Annotated in this window: 17 protein-coding genes and 1 pseudogene; 6 read left to right on the top strand and 12 right to left on the bottom strand. The window is 62.0% G+C overall.

The genetic code is table 11. The features are described 5' to 3' along the window. Window positions 1-21: 21 nt before the first annotated feature. Window positions 22-630, bottom strand: coding sequence for a TasA family protein (locus tag M1E07_RS00585; protein ID WP_461186764.1), 609 nt, complete (start codon window positions 628-630; stop codon window positions 22-24). Between the two features lie 357 nt (window positions 631-987). On the opposite strand from M1E07_RS00585, the gene M1E07_RS00580 reads away from it, so the two are divergent. Both M1E07_RS00580 and M1E07_RS00575 read left to right on the top strand, forming a co-directional pair. Next, window positions 988-1,428, top strand: a complete 441-nt coding sequence (locus M1E07_RS00580; RefSeq protein ID WP_461186763.1) for a hypothetical protein — start codon at window positions 988-990, stop codon at window positions 1,426-1,428. A 248-nt stretch (window positions 1,429-1,676) separates the two neighbouring features. Then, window positions 1,677-2,546 (top strand): hypothetical protein, encoded by an 870-nt coding sequence (locus M1E07_RS00575; protein ID WP_461186762.1) that lies wholly within the window; start codon window positions 1,677-1,679, stop codon window positions 2,544-2,546. A 144-nt stretch (window positions 2,547-2,690) separates the two neighbouring features. Here M1E07_RS00575 and M1E07_RS00570 read toward each other — a convergent pair whose 3' ends face one another. Then, entirely contained in the window at window positions 2,691-3,428 is a 738-nt protein-coding gene (locus tag M1E07_RS00570) for a hypothetical protein (RefSeq protein WP_461186761.1), read from the bottom strand. A 452-nt stretch (window positions 3,429-3,880) separates the two neighbouring features. Here M1E07_RS00570 and M1E07_RS00565 point away from each other — a divergent pair, with 452 nt between their 5' ends. The 3 genes from M1E07_RS00565 (at window position 3,881) to M1E07_RS00555 (ending at window position 4,991) form a co-directional block, all read left to right on the top strand. After that, window positions 3,881-4,042, top strand: a complete 162-nt coding sequence (locus tag M1E07_RS00565) for a hypothetical protein (protein ID WP_461186760.1) — start codon at window positions 3,881-3,883, stop codon at window positions 4,040-4,042. A gap of 97 nt (window positions 4,043-4,139) precedes the next feature. Then, window positions 4,140-4,838 carry an SOS response-associated peptidase gene (locus M1E07_RS00560; RefSeq protein ID WP_461186833.1) on the top strand — a complete coding sequence of 233 codons (699 nt, stop codon included), beginning with the start codon at window positions 4,140-4,142 and terminating at the stop codon, window positions 4,836-4,838. 9 nt (window positions 4,839-4,847) lie between these two features. Beyond that, window positions 4,848-4,991 (top strand): hypothetical protein, encoded by a 144-nt coding sequence (locus tag M1E07_RS00555; protein ID WP_461186759.1) that lies wholly within the window; start codon window positions 4,848-4,850, stop codon window positions 4,989-4,991. Here the strand turns inward: M1E07_RS00555 and M1E07_RS00550 are convergent. The 9 genes and pseudogenes from M1E07_RS00550 to M1E07_RS00510 all read right to left on the bottom strand — a co-directional run bounded on the left by M1E07_RS00550 (window position 4,988) and on the right by M1E07_RS00510 (window position 12,588). Continuing rightward, complete coding sequence (locus M1E07_RS00550) at window positions 4,988-5,902, bottom strand: ATP-dependent DNA ligase (RefSeq protein ID WP_461186758.1); 915 nt, start codon at window positions 5,900-5,902, stop codon at window positions 4,988-4,990. The two genes, M1E07_RS00555 and M1E07_RS00550, sit on opposite strands and share 4 nt — an antisense overlap. Window positions 5,903-6,405: 503 nt before the next feature. Continuing rightward, the gene (locus M1E07_RS00545; RefSeq protein WP_461186757.1) at window positions 6,406-6,741 is read right to left on the bottom strand and encodes a hypothetical protein; all 336 of its coding nucleotides are present in this window, start codon (window positions 6,739-6,741) and stop codon (window positions 6,406-6,408) included. A gap of 241 nt (window positions 6,742-6,982) precedes the next feature. Continuing rightward, window positions 6,983-8,191, bottom strand: coding sequence for an IS110 family RNA-guided transposase (locus M1E07_RS00540; protein ID WP_461186756.1), 1,209 nt, complete (start codon window positions 8,189-8,191; stop codon window positions 6,983-6,985). Between the two features lie 247 nt (window positions 8,192-8,438). Then, window positions 8,439-8,747 (bottom strand): annotated as a pseudogene (locus M1E07_RS00535) (hypothetical protein); the annotation flags it as partial. Between the two features lie 36 nt (window positions 8,748-8,783). Then, window positions 8,784-10,082, bottom strand: coding sequence for a Y-family DNA polymerase (locus M1E07_RS00530; protein WP_461186755.1), 1,299 nt, complete (start codon window positions 10,080-10,082; stop codon window positions 8,784-8,786). Then, the gene (locus M1E07_RS00525) at window positions 10,075-10,506 is read right to left on the bottom strand and encodes a LexA family protein (protein ID WP_461186754.1); all 432 of its coding nucleotides are present in this window, start codon (window positions 10,504-10,506) and stop codon (window positions 10,075-10,077) included. The genes M1E07_RS00530 and M1E07_RS00525 overlap by 8 nt, the downstream gene beginning before the upstream one ends. Window positions 10,507-10,760: 254 nt before the next feature. After that, on the bottom strand, window positions 10,761-11,429 hold the full coding sequence (locus M1E07_RS00520) for a DsbA family protein (protein WP_461186753.1): 669 nt from the start codon (window positions 11,427-11,429) through the stop codon (window positions 10,761-10,763). Continuing rightward, the gene (locus tag M1E07_RS00515; RefSeq protein ID WP_461186752.1) at window positions 11,426-12,265 is read right to left on the bottom strand and encodes a cation diffusion facilitator family transporter; all 840 of its coding nucleotides are present in this window, start codon (window positions 12,263-12,265) and stop codon (window positions 11,426-11,428) included. The genes M1E07_RS00520 and M1E07_RS00515 overlap by 4 nt, the downstream gene beginning before the upstream one ends. Further along, window positions 12,262-12,588 (bottom strand): ArsR/SmtB family transcription factor, encoded by a 327-nt coding sequence (locus M1E07_RS00510; RefSeq protein WP_461186751.1) that lies wholly within the window; start codon window positions 12,586-12,588, stop codon window positions 12,262-12,264. Before M1E07_RS00510 ends, M1E07_RS00515 begins: the two co-directional genes overlap by 4 nt. A gap of 480 nt (window positions 12,589-13,068) precedes the next feature. Here M1E07_RS00510 and M1E07_RS00505 point away from each other — a divergent pair, with 480 nt between their 5' ends. Then, window positions 13,069-13,221: a hypothetical protein gene (locus M1E07_RS00505; RefSeq protein ID WP_461186750.1), complete on the top strand. Its 153-nt coding sequence runs from the start codon at window positions 13,069-13,071 to the stop codon at window positions 13,219-13,221. A 238-nt stretch (window positions 13,222-13,459) separates the two neighbouring features. Here the strand turns inward: M1E07_RS00505 and M1E07_RS00500 are convergent, their stop codons facing one another. Beyond that, complete coding sequence (locus M1E07_RS00500) at window positions 13,460-13,693, bottom strand: hypothetical protein (RefSeq protein ID WP_461186749.1); 234 nt, start codon at window positions 13,691-13,693, stop codon at window positions 13,460-13,462. Between the last annotated feature and the right edge of the window lie 165 nt (window positions 13,694-13,858).

Raw genomic sequence — 13,858 nt, 5'->3', positions numbered from 1 at the left:
TACGTCGGAGAAACGTTGACGCTACTTGGTGGTCGCGGTGCGCTGAGTTGCGGTGAACGTGAACTCGACCGTGCTGGTCAGCCTCTGGAAGGCGTTACCTGCGGTGGCGGGCAGCGTCGTGATGACCTTCAGGTTGTCCGTAGCGCCGGCGGTCAGTGCGGTCGGCAAGGTCAGGGTCTTGGCGGTGCCGGTGATGACCGGACCGCTGACCAATACTGTGGACTTGGTCCCGGCACAGGTGTAAGCCCCGGCGGTACCGGCCCAGGGGCTGGTGCAGTTCTCGATAGTCAGCTGCAGCCCATCGGCCGGATCCGTGGTCAGAGCCGAGGGGACGGTGGCGATGGTGTTCAGCGTGACATTGTTCAGGTCCGAGGTGCCGGTGTTGGCGAGGGTTGCGAGCCGCTCAACCTTGTCGCCGGGCAGGAGATCAGTGACCGGAACGTTCAGGGTGTTAGTGGCACCCGGAGCCGCCAGAGCGATGGTGACGTTGCCCGAGGCGACGGCCTGGCTGGCGGAGGTGCTGGAGGTGAAGGCACCGTAGGTGCCCATGCCTGCAACGGCGGCGGCAGTGCCGACCAAGGCGACGGAGGCGAGGATCTTGCCGGAGGTGGTTTTCATGCTGATGCCCATGACGGAGTTCCTTAGTTATGTAGGTCTGGGCCCACCCCCAGTGGGCCGGCCGAAGTTTGTGGGTCAGACGCTCTCGGCCTGACAGGAATGACTATTCAGGGACTGCCTCAAGGAGGGGGGACGCAAGGGCTCAAGACTTCGTCAAGAATTGATGTTGGCGCTGGTCAAGCCCACTTTGTGGCCCGAATCACCGCGATTTTTTTTGGCCCTTTTGGGGTCTTTGGGACAACCAGATGGGCCCTTGATGGTTCCTTGAGCTTGGTCCGGAAAAGTGACCGAAGAACCCCCGTAAACGCAATGGGCCGACGCCCGTCCAGCCGGGGGATGGAAGGAAAACCCTTGAAGGAGCGAAGGAACGTGCCGCAGCGTGAGCGGGCCACGCTAATCGGCGCACTTCTTGCGTGTCTTCTCGTTGGCGGCCCCGCTGCCCACGCAACCTTCACAGCAGCCGCCACTACCGCAATGAAGGCCAGCACCCTCGCTTTGGCCGCTCCGACAGGCAACAGCATCTCCGCCAACTGCTCCCCGATCGGTCAGAGCGGCAAGTCTCGCCTCAGCATCACAGTAAACTCCCACGGGACCGTACCCCGGGCCACTAACTACGTCCTGAAACTGGTCGATCCATCCGGCGCCATCCAGACCATAGACCTCATCGCCGGCAAGGCGATCTACGATTCAGGCCCATCGACCGGCGTCAGCCAGGGCATTTGGAAGTACTCAATCGAGGCACAATACCGAGTCCCTGGTACGACCAACGTCTGGACGTCAGCCGCGGCTCCGTCCCCCGTCACCTGCTAAACGGCGCATGGGACCGCTCCTGAGCCGGCGCGGAGTCGCCAACATTCACAGAGGTAAATGACGGCTTTTTCACGGCGCTATTTGTCGCATGGCGCAGCACGCAAGGGGATCGGCTAACGTGCGGCCGGCGATCCATAGTTCATGCGCCGATAACACTTGGGGGAGAGGGGTGAGTGGCCTGGATGTCGGACGTGGCCGGTAGATTCAGCTGGTGTGCAAAAGAGTGAGAGCAGCTGCGGAGAACATGTATGAGTGATCGGGAGACATACTTTCAGCAGCTGACCCAGCGCGAATCCGAACTGGCGTGGACGGGGATGAGATTCGATTTCAAGCGAATCGAAGAGTGGCACAAGTCTGGCCAGGAAGATTGGAACGTCGGCTCCGGATCAGTCCTAGACGCTGCCGACGCACTGACCGAGCCGCATCAGGTCTCGCACCTGATCGGCTACCTGCTCCATACCGCAGTGGACCATCTGCATGCGCTAAAGGCTCTGCTGGTTGATGCCGAAGCCCAACACACATTCGCGCCCTACACTCTGATTCGAGGCTCTATCGAAGCGGCCTCAACTGCTCTATGGATCCTCCAGGACGCTGATCCCCAACTCGTTACACGAAGGGCTCTGCATATGGAGTACCAGAATTTGTGGGATCAAAGGCGCGCCACAAGGTTGGTCGATAAGGACGCCGATTTTGACGAGGAACGTTTAGCTCTTCTTAAGAAGGTCCTGGATCGCAATAATGTGCCCACCGCCGTGGTCAAGAAGCAGCTTCACGTCAGCGAAATGCTGGCGACTGCAGCCGCAGTCTTCGCCCTGCCAGCTTCCCGTTTGACTTGGCAGATGTGCTCAGCGGCAGCCCACGGACGCCCGTGGGCTAAGCAGTTCCTTACCCTTTTTGAAGCCCATGATGAAGACGGAATTTCCAAAACCCTTAGCGGACAGCTAACTTCCAATCAACTGGCCATGGCGATTTCGCTCAACAATGCCTGCGAGGTCTTCGACAAAGCACGAACAGTTCGCAGCAACCACTCACGCAATCCCAACCACACAGGCTCAAGCTTCACCAATCCATCGCCAAGGCTGCATCTTGTAACCAAGACGCTGTTCACACCGAGGTAAATTGTGGCTTTCTGCGGCCGCCACTTTCTGCTGCGGTGACCGCAAAGGACCCCGATCTACGCTGGCGCGGATTTAGGGGTCTCGCAGCTCCTGCCACGCTTCGCTGTCCCACAGCCAACCCAGTCGGGACCGAGCATGGACCACCTAGAAGTGTGTAATGGCAGGATCCACCGCCGGAGCGTTCGTGGGGAGACCCCATCCGTCGGCTGCCCAAGAAGGTGCCTCATGACTGAGCGGACGGGCGATGTTGTACCAGGTGTCGTCGTTCAGCCACACAAACAAGTGGCGCTGGTCGGCCCCGGATGCAAAAAGCTTCCTCGCATTGTCACGCTTCTGATTGAGTTCCTCCATCAGTCGGTCAAGTGACTCGTCACTGCCGCTTACTGAACCGCCACTTCCGGTGCTGACAAAGATGCGGTGAACATGATCCGGATCCTCCGGGCGGTCTCGGTGCGGGACGTGAGTTGCTCTTTCTACGCCTGCTGTTAGAAGCGGTTGGTAGACATGGGAAAGTTCACCCTGTTCGAAAACGTGCAAGAGTGCGGGCTGATCGTCGAAGTACGTTTTGCCTGCGAACTCCAGTTCCGCGATCGCCGGTTGCACTCGCTGCACGAAGGTTTTCATCTGCTCTTGGGTGTCCGAGGCGTACACGAGCCAGCAGCCCTGCAGTCTCGTCGGAGAGCCCTTTGCCTCAGACTTGGAGAGCGCGGAACGAGCGCTCTGCCTCTCGCCGGCGGTGACGGCCGTAACTTCGAGGGCGATGGTGCCATCGGTGGAGACGTAATCGACTCCGCCGTGGGTATCCGCGTGGTTGAGCTGAATCCTCAGCACCCGCTCAACGATCTGCTTCGCGATGGCTTCGTTCGGACGTTCCTGGTTCATCAGCCTCTTCCACTCGCGCATCTCGTACGTGTGTCCCCTGAAGTAATTGTGCCCACTTCTTGATCGCCACGAGAATCCCCGGCCGGCGGATCCTCTGACGGAACCGGCGTTTACAGTCAGGCTGGATAGTAACCGCCGTGAGCAAGGTGCCGCCCTCTACTGTCAAAAGGGTCCGACACGCGCACCGTCCCACCGCCAGCGAACGGGTCGCAGGACAGTGCAAACAGAGGCACCGGACAAGCCGGCGCACCGAGTGCTCAAAGGAGCTGCAAATGAATCCCCAGACCATCTCCTCAGCGGAGACCCACTACCGCGTACCCCCGTCACCCTTCCTGCTGCATAGAAGTCATCAGAGGCCAACCGCCCCCGCCGCGCCCTGAGCGTGTCGAGTCACCCTTCCAATAGGAACCGGCCGCAAACCGGGACTAGTACTTCAACAGCAAGGACCTACTATGAATCTCTTCTTGTCCCTCCTCGCCGACAGCTCTGTCTCATTCGCGACGCCGTTCAGCGTCGTCTGCCTGCTGCTGCTCCTGCTCGTGGTCCTGTACAAACCAGCGAACCGCAACGCCGTGCGATTGCTACGCGCATGGAAACGCCCCTCGGGGAAATGATTCGCCTTGTGCAGCCGCTGGGAGGCTCATCAACTTCAGTGTCCGAGCACAGTCTCCGCCCCTCAGGCAGAATGGCCTCATGTGCGGCAGATACGTGATGTCCAAGGCAAGCGGGGACCTACTGAGCCACTTTGAGGCCAAAGAGGTCGAGGGGAGCCCGCCCCCGCCGAGCTGGAACGTCGCGCCTAGCCAGAGCGTGCCGATCGTCGCTGAACGCCTGGACGAGGGCACCATCGACCGACACCTGCTCATTGCCCGGTGGGGTCTGGTCCCGTCTTGGGCAAAGGACATCAAGATTGGCTCCAAGTTGATCAACGCCCGCAGCGAAAGCATCTTGGAGAAGCCGTCTTTTCGGAAGGCTGCTGTGAAGCGCCGTGCGATTGTCCCGGCCGAAGGCTATTACGAGTGGCAGAAAACTGAGGACGGGAAGAAGATCCCGAACTACCTGTTCTCCGAGAAGGAGCCCTTGTTGGGCTTTGCCGGCCTGTACGAGTGGTGGGCTGACCCGTCCCTGCCCGAGGATGACCCGGAAAGGTGGCTGCTCAGCTGCACAGTGCTCACTACGACGACGCAGGACGCGCTGGGGCACGTTCATGACCGTTCCCCGGTCATTATCCCGCGAGACCGTTTCGCTGAATGGTTGGACCCGGACCTGACCGACAAGGACGACATCCAGCACCTGCTGGACTCCCTGCCGGAACCGACCCTGACACCTCGGATTGTCAGCCCTCGGGTCAACAGCGTGCGCAACAACGGCCCGGAGCTCATCGAGCCCGCCGAGCCTCCGGCCACATAGGCTCATGCGGTGATACTCACCGGCACCATTACCAACCCGGACGGCAGCTATAACCACATTGAGGCCGAGGGCGACACCTACGAAGCAGCACGGGAAAACCTCTACGCGCTTTTGGAAGAGGGCCAAAACCTCATAGCCATCCGCAAGGACTAACCTGCGTCAAGACGGTCCGGGAGGACGACGTCGGCAGGGGTTAGCTCCGGCCGGGCCCGGAGTATCCGTAGGGGGTGCCGGAAGGACCTTCCGGACCACGCGGTGTCTGCGGAAACTTCAACAACCACGGGTTCCACGAGTGTCAGGGCCACGGGTTCCTTGTCCCTGTTGAACCTGTCCAGGGCCGTACCTTTCACAATGGCCGGCCAAGGATGCTGATCCTTCGGCGGTTGCAGCCAACGGGCCAGTTCCCGGCTTTCCCTGGTCTTCAGTGGTGTGGAGCGTCCGACGATCCGCAGCTCGCCGTCCAGGATGAGGCCGGCGACGACCTCTGAGGGTTGGCTGATCGGGCCGATCACTGCGCCGCAGATGATGTCCAGGGTTTCCCTGCGCTTGAGCTTCAACCAGGAACGGACGCCCGGCGTGTAGGGCTGGTTGGTCCCCTTGATGACCAGCCCTTCGATCCCGGTATGCGGCAGCTCTTCGAGCCACTGCTCGGCAACACTACGGTCCGTGGTGGTGGGGGAGAGGGACAGCGGCGGATCCCAACCCGTGGCCAGTTCTTCTAGGAGCGCCCGCCGGCCGCTCAGAGGCAGGTCCCTTGCGTCGTGCCCGGCCACGGCCAGGACATCGAAAGCAACGTAGTTGGCAGGCGCCGCCGAGACCAGCCCGGGCAGTGTTTTTGGTCCTGCGCCCAGGCGCTGCTGCAGGGCGTCGAAGTTCAGCCGTCCCTGGCTCCAGATCACGGCTTCGCCGTCGATCACACATCCCGGGGGAACGGCCGAAGCGATCGCTGAACAGAGTTCAGGGAAGTACCCAGTCAGTTCCTTCCCTTGCCGGGACCACAGTGTGGCGCCGTGGTCATTCCTGACTGCAACACATCTATACCCGTCCCACTTGGGTTCAAACATTAGAGTTCCGTGTGATGCGTCACCGCGTGGCATCTTGGCGATGGCGCGGGCCAGCGCGACTTTTACCGGCGGGGCAAGCCCAGCCGGTAACCCGGCTACGTGGTCCATGGCCCTACGCTACGCAGGGCCGGGATCAGTTGATGCTCCTATAGGTGTCAATCTTCTTGGAATCACTGCTGCTTTCTGTCGTCTTGCGTTCAGTCATGGTCTGAGACCCCGACACCCTGACGCACGCCCTCGGTGCTGATGACGAGAGTTAATTTCCATGGTAGAGGTATGCCTTGGTGTGATCACGGCGGCGAATACGGCGACCATGTTCAGGAACACAGGAACACAGGAACACACCGGCGCTGCCGGTCAGGGCCGATGTTATTCGCCTCTGGACCAGTGGCTACTTTTGGTTTTTGAGTCGAATGAGGGCACGCCTTAAGGGGGCCACGACCGACAACAACAGCTTGCCCTGCAGCCCACAGGTAAGACCTCTGGGCCAGACAAATTGGTGCCTAGACGGAGGAAGGGGATTCCGGATGGATGTCTTCTTGAGCGACCCGTCGATTGTGGAGCAACCGGATCAGAACCACCGGAGAGACTCCTACGAGCAGGAACATCACGAACTCAACAAGTGAGTCCGCTCCGCTCCCTTGCGAGTACAGAAAGGCACCGACGGCTATCAGGGCAATAGCGCCAATGAACAGCCATTTGCTACTGGCGCCAGATCGCATTGAGCTGTTATCGACGTAGGGAATCCGCCGCGTCGGGTTACTGATCACTTGAAGCATGCCCGATGCAGTAGATAGAGCACACGCGAGCATCAAGATAACAACAGCAAGAGTGTTCATTCTGGCTCCGTACACAACTAGTTATCGGTAGGACTAGCGGGTCTCGACGGCTTTGGTGCAGCCAAGGAGTGCCCCGAAGACCATTCCTAACCCTCCACCGAATATTCCGCCGAAGGCGCATCACTAGTAGCGAGGCCCACTAGCGCGCATGCTGATGAGCGTACGCTCCGGATCCCGGATAAACGAGGTGATGGCGCCCGCGGTACTTTCACAATCCGTGCGGATTAAGCTCCTGTAGGCGTCAATGTTCGCGGAGCCAGGTTTCATAGCGGCGGTGGAACACGTCGTCGCGGGTCAGTCCGCGCTCCAACCGGGACAGGGAAGATGGCCAGACATGGAGGTCATCTGCGGCGGCCTGCAGTGTGATTTTCTTCGTCTTGCGCAGTGCCCGGAGTGCACCAGCGTCGGGCGCCGGTTGGGGGTGCCTGAGTTGGTCATAGATCTCACGAGCGATGTAGCGTTTGAGGCAGCGCATGATTTCCCTTGTGCTCTTACCTTCCTGCCGTCGTTTGGCGACGTAGGTCCTGGTGCGGGTGTCGCTCATCATGCGAACTAGCGCAACGTGGTGGATAGCTTTGTTGGCCTGCCGGTCCCCGCCGCGGCTGAGCCGGTGCCGAGTCCTCTTTCCTGAGGATGCAGGGACCGGTGCGACACCGACAAGAGCGGCGAATTTAGCTTCTGTGGCGATCCGTTCCGGGTTGTCGCCCACGGTGACCAGCAGTTGGCTGGCCACCTCCGTTCCGACGCCCTGAAGGTCTCGAAGCATCGGTGCGTGGACGGTGATGAGCGCGTCGAGCTCCAAATCTATCAGGGCCAGTTCCTCATCCAGATGCCGGTAACGGATCGCGAGGCGCTTGAGCACAATGGCCGTGGCGTTCACCGGTTCAGACAGGTCCCCGGACGGTCGGGTCTTCTCTAGAACTGCCATCATCGAGGTGGCGGCCAGACCACGGTATCGTGCACGGAGCTGTTCGGGGGCTGCGACCAGAATGCTTTGGACCTGAGTCATGACAGCAACCCGGGCCCGCATCGCGGAGTTTCGTTCGGCACGCAGGACGCGCAGTGATTCGACTGCCCCGTTGCGGGCCTTCGGGATGGCAGTGCCACGGTCTGCGAGCACCGACTCAGCGGCCTGGTAGGCGTCCAGCGAGTCCGACTTCCCTCTCAGCCGTCGTCCTTGCCGATTCGGACGCATGACCTCCCGGACCTGAATGCCTTCCTGCGTGAGGGTCCGGGCGAGCTCGGCGCCATAGGTGCCGGTTCCCTCCACGCCGGCGGCGATGACGGCGCCGAAGCTGGTGATGAACTCCACGATGTTCCGGTACCCGGAACTGACAGCCAGGAATTCCTGGTCCGCAAGGTGCCTGCCGGTTTCACTGATCAGGGCCACATGATGTGTGTCTGCGTGGGTGTCGATCCCGGCGATGACTTTCACATCCTCTTTTGCCATGATGAAACTGCCCTTCCTTCCGTTGCGTGCGATGGGACAAAGATGGGCACGCCGGCCGGGTGGGCAGACAAGACGGTAATGGGACTCTTCGGAACAGGCTCCTATTAAGTCATGTCCACCAGGCCGCCGCGTTAACTGCAGCTGTGTTGCGGTGGACAGATCAACTGGAAGACAAGCCCTCCTTCCTGTGGAGAGCGTCAGTCAGTGATAGAGCCACACCAGCAACACAACCAATTCCATCATTACCGTCAGTGATGGCTTCCAGCAGCCACTGCTCCGAGAGGGGATCGCGGCGCAGTTCAAAGGTCCGCAGCTGTGAGTCCGAGCCGCCCAGACGAACCTGAACACGCCAGTGTTCGATGTCCACAACGTTTCCGACGCCGACGGGGACACTTCGGCGGGTCTCCCACCAGGAGTCCCTGGTGAACCAGTGGACAGGTTCTTCGGTCACAGCCCAGATGCGTCCGTCGTAGCGAACGGCCAGGGGAGTGCCGGCCTTGGTGAACCGGACGTCCACCGGGGCGTTGAGGGTAGGGGCTTCTGGGGTGATGGTCATGTGCTTGTGTTCTTCCTGGGTGGCGCAGAGAGCTGGTTAGGCGGCTTTGACGAGGGGGAGTTCGTCCCAGTGGGTGGTGTATCTGGGGGAGAGCATGTCCCGTTTCATGGTCCAGTCCGGCCCGCCCCGGATCCCACCGTGCCCCAGGCCGATGGAGCCGCGGCCGTACCGGCGGGTGACGTCTTCGAGCAGGGTTCCGATGCGGCGTTCCTCGTGCGGGTTTTCGAACAGTGACAGGGGTGCCTGGTTGCCGGTGGGGTGCAGGTCGGTGACCATGATGCCTGCCCGGGCGTAGCGGACGCCTTCGACGATCCGGGGCAGGAGGGCGTGCCCGGCTTTGGTCAGGATTACCGGGTCGGCGGTGGGCATCGGCAAGGGCACGCACACCGAGGGGTAGGAGGTGTCGTTGGGGTTGAAGTGGGAGGTTCCGGCGAACGCGGTGAGGACCTTGGCCTGCAGCCCGTGTTTGGCCAGTCTGGCCGAGGCCTGCTGCCCGTACACGGACATGACCTGCCTGATCCCCGCGGCCGTGGTGATGGGTTTCGCGAACGAGCGGGAGAAGATCAGCTGGTCCCGCCCGATCCGTTCTTCCTCCATGGGGATGCAGGGGGTTCCCTGCAGTTCCAGGACGGTGCGCATCATGACCACGTTGAACTTGTCCCGGATCACGACCGGGTCGGCCCGGACCAGGTCCGCGATGGTGAAGATGCCCATCACGTTCAGCCGCCTGGTCAGCCGTCCGGCGATGCCCCACACTTCCTCGACGGACAGCCGGCCCAGCAGGGCCTCACGCTCCGCGGTGGGGACGGAGTCCCAGTGGCAAACCCCGGCGAAGGCCTTGTTGTTCTTCGCCCACTTGTTGGCCAGCTTCGCCAGCGTCTTCGTCGGCGCGATCCCGACACAGACGGGAACGCCAACATTCCGCCGGACGGCCGCCTTCATGGACCGACCCATCGCGGCCAGTTCGACGGGGGTGCCTTTGACGCCGAGGAAGGCCTCGTCGATGCTGTAGACCTCCAGCCAGGCCGAGTACCGGCCCAGCAGTTCCATCACCCGGGCACTGATGTCGCCATAGAGTTCGTAGTTGCTGGACAGTGCGACGAGGCCCCATTCCTTTGCCCGTGGGGCGAGCTTGAACCACGGGTCGCCCATGCCGATGCCCAGGGCTTTTGCCTCGGGGGAGCGGGTGACCGCGCAGCCGTCATTGTTGGACAGCACGATCACGGGCTTGCCTTCCAGGGAAGGGTCGAACGCCCGCTCCGCGGAGGCGTAGAAGCAGTTCACGTCCACGTGCGCGATCTGCGGCATGTGCCGCATCAGCGCCGGCTTAGACATGATGCAAACACCTGGTCGCTACGCCCCAGATGGTCAGGTCCGACAGGGCAGGGACCTCGATGTCCGGGTACGCCGGGTTCTCCGCCTGCAGCACCACCCCTTCCGGGGTGATCCGCAGCCGCTTGATCGTAAGCTCCCCGTCCAGGACCGCGACGACCACAGCCCCGTCGTGCGGCTCCAGCGCCCGGTTCACGATCAGCTCATCCCCGTCGCTGATCCCGGCACCTTCCATGGATTCCCCAGACACCCGCACGACATAGGTGCTGGTGATGTCCTTGATCAGGTGCGCGTTCAGGTCAATCCGGCCATCGAAGTAGTCCTGCGCCGGCGACGGAAACCCCGCCGCAACCGGTACGGGGGACACCAGCACCGACAACAACGAAACTCCCGCCTCTATCACGCGGGGACCGACAATCACGCCCACAACACACCTTTATTCGAATATATGTTCGAGTTAATCAGTGTACTCTCCAGGGCCGACAGCCGGGCGAAGTTGCGCAATTGCATCCGATGCAGGATGTGCGGGCTGCTTCGATTGAGGAATAGCTGTCGGTGCGTATCCCATCATCCAGTTGATGCTGAACGCTTCTGTTTGTTCCTGCGTTTGATCAGGAAAATCGTGACAGAAGGTGGGTTCGGTTGAGTTTTCGGTGCGGCGGGGAGGGATCCAAGCGTGGATTAGCGAGCTGCGTCTTCGAGCAGCTGGCGGAACTGTTCCTCGCTGTTTAGGGTCAGCTTTTTTCCGTCGAGGAAGAATGTCGGGGTCCCAGTAACGCCGAGGGATTTTCCGTCAGCAATGTCGCGGCGGATGCGTTCCTTGGTCTCTTCCGCTGCCACTGTTGTGTCGTAGGCGACCATGTCCAGGCCGAGTTCCTCCGCATAGGTTCGGAACAGAGCCGCTTGGGAGTCCTGCTTTTCGCCCCATTGCGGTTGAGTCTTGAAGAGCCTGGCGGCCATCTGCTCGTACTTGCCCTGCTGGGCGGCGGCTTCCACGGCAAGGGCGGCGGTGCCGGAGTTGGCGTGCCCGGGCAGGGGGAAGTAGCGGTGGACGAACGTGATCCGGTCCCCGTATTCCTGCTTGAGCTCCTGCACGAGGGGTTCGGCGGCGCGGCAGGATTCGCATTCGAAGTCCAGGAACTCCACCAGCTGCGCCTTCTCCGTCGAGGGGCTGGTAACGCGGTGGCTGTCGTCCCGAACGAGCTGCGCGTCGGAAGCTGCCGCCGGCGCTGTGGGTGCGGGCTTGTTCGCTGTAGACATCGCGTACCAGATCACGCCGGTGGCGAGTAGGACTGCGAGGATGGTCCAGATCGCGATCCGGACGTTCCGGGCGGTCGTGACGGCGCTCAACGATCCACCGGGTTCGTCCCGAGGGTCAGGGTGACCGGGGCCGGGTTGGCATCGGCCTGGCAGCCGGCGCAGCAGGCAGCTTCCTGGTCCGCTTCAACAGGTGCCCCCGATACTGCCAGGGAGGTGGCTGTGGTTGCGCCGCTGGGTGCGGTTGCGCAGCAGTCATCGTGTTCTGAGCCGTGTTCATGGCCATGGGCGTCGTGGTTGTGGGGGATGGCGCAGCAGGCTTCACCGCGCCAGGCGTTGATGCCTTCGCGGACGGCGATGCCGGCGATGACCAGGGCGGCGCCGGCATCGGCCCACCACCAGCCCAAGGTGCTGTTCAGAACCAGCCCGACCAGAAGGACCGCAGAAAGATACGTGCACAGCAGGGTCTGTTTTGAATCCGCCACGGCGGTGCGGGACCCGAGTTCACGCCCTGCCCGGCGCTGCGCCCAAGACAGGACAGGCATGATCGCCAGACTCAGCGCCGCGATCACGATGCCAGGGGTTGAGTGCTGGGCCTCTTCTCCGCCGGTCAGTGACCGGACGGCGTCCAGGGTCACGAAGGCGGCGAGGGCGAAGAAGGAGATCGCGATGATCCGCAGGGTCAGGTGCTCACGCCGTTCAGGGTCTTTCGCGGAGAACTGCCACGACAGCGCCACGGCGGAGGTCACCTCGATGACCGAGTCCAGCCCGAAACCGGTCAGCGCGGCAGAGTCGGCCTCGTTCCCTGCCCAGAGGGCCACCACGGCTTCGATGAGATTGTAGGTGATGGTCGCGGCCGCGAAGATCCGGATCCGGAGGTTCAGCACGGCCCGGCGCTCGGCACTTGGCGCCTGCAGCAGCGCCGTCATGCGAAGCACTCCCCGTCCGGGGCGCAGCAAGCCGGGTCAACGGCCAGAACAACACCGATCAGGTCCTTGATGGCATGGCCCAACCGGGCGTCGGCGAGCTCATACCGGGTACGCCGCCCGTCCGGGACCGCCACCACCAGCCCGCAGCCGCGCAGGCACGTCAGATGATTCGACATGCTCTGCCGCGACACCCCAAGGGAATCGGCAAGGTCGGAAGGGTATGCGGGGGCATCAGAGAGGGCGAGAAGGACCCGGGCGCGGGTAGGGTCCGAGACCGCGTAGCCGAACCGGGCCAGCACGGGTGCCTGCGTGAGCGTTTCCATAAAACCTAAAGTACATCCGGGGATGTATTCACGCAAACCTGTATACAAGTCCCCTGCCAGCAAAGCGCTATTCGTCCAAAGGCTATTGCGCAGGTTACCCATATAAAGGAACGGGTTATACCCAATGGGGACAGCTTTGAGCTGTGCGGAGGGCTCCACCTGCCCGCCAGTGGGCATAACCCGTTCCCTCAAGCCTTGGGCTCCGCTGCGCTCCACCCAGGAACCGGTCCTGCGCTTCGCTTCGGCAGTAAAAGCGTCTTTTTTGCCTTACATGTGGCTGGGTTGTTCTCCGTACAAGGCCACTGATCGTAGCCGTCCGGGGGCCCGACCCGTCAACCCACGCTCCCGTCCAGGTCCACGCGGTCGCTGCGCTCCCTTATTTCGCGGACCTGCCCGTGCGCTCTTCGGGGTTGACGGCCCACCCTCGACCGGCTGGAGCAGTGGGGGCCTCGCACGGCGGGGCAGGAAGGAGGTGGCTACATGAGCATCGACGAACTGATCAAGCTCGCGACTTCGGTCGTGAGCCTGGCGACAGCGGTCATCGCTCTGCTTTCCACGCGGAACGCGCTCTTAACGAGCAAACGCTCCCGAGCGGTCACTCGGAAGCGTAAGCGTAAAGCAAGGAAGGTGTAGCTACTCAAACCGGTGGTCGTGACCGTGAATGGTTGCGGCCACCGGCTCCTTCTTAGCCTAGGTTCAACTCGACGATAAGGAAACCCTCATGGAACCACTGACGATCGTGAACTTCGTGCTCTCGCTGGCAGCGCTGGGAGCTTCCATCACCGCCTACCGCGCCATCTCCAAGGTCCGGAAGGACCAGGAAACCTAGGCCTGGCGCAGGCTGGGCCGCCCGACCAGGGCTGGCCCGGCCCTACCCGGCCGATTCGGTGCCGGGCGTTGTGTCCTCATCCCTTACGTGGCGCAGCAACGCCGCCATATTGCGCACGGCCGCGGGGTCTTTTTGCCAGGGCTTGCCGGTACGGGTACAGGCGTGAAGGCTGTTCGCGCCGGAACCTTTAGCCGCTTCGGCAAGTTCTGCCCAGGCCTCCTGAAGCTCCGCCAACTCTTCTGGCGTCAACGGTTCCTCCGCCTGCGGCTCAACCACGGTTATTGAACCAGCCGTGTTGCCCGCCGCTGTCTGCCGTCTCCTGAAAAAGCTTCGTAGTCCCATAGCACTGCCCCCTGAATAGATGTCCCGCCAGGAGGAAACTCCCCCGAGTTCCGCTGCAACTGGCGAGACCGTCCCACGCTACCAACACTGAGGGACATG

The organism is Arthrobacter sp. Z4-13, from assembly GCF_054792705.1.
The sequence above is the reverse complement of the archived record's forward strand: the minus strand, read 5'-3'. Positions and strand labels throughout refer to the sequence as shown.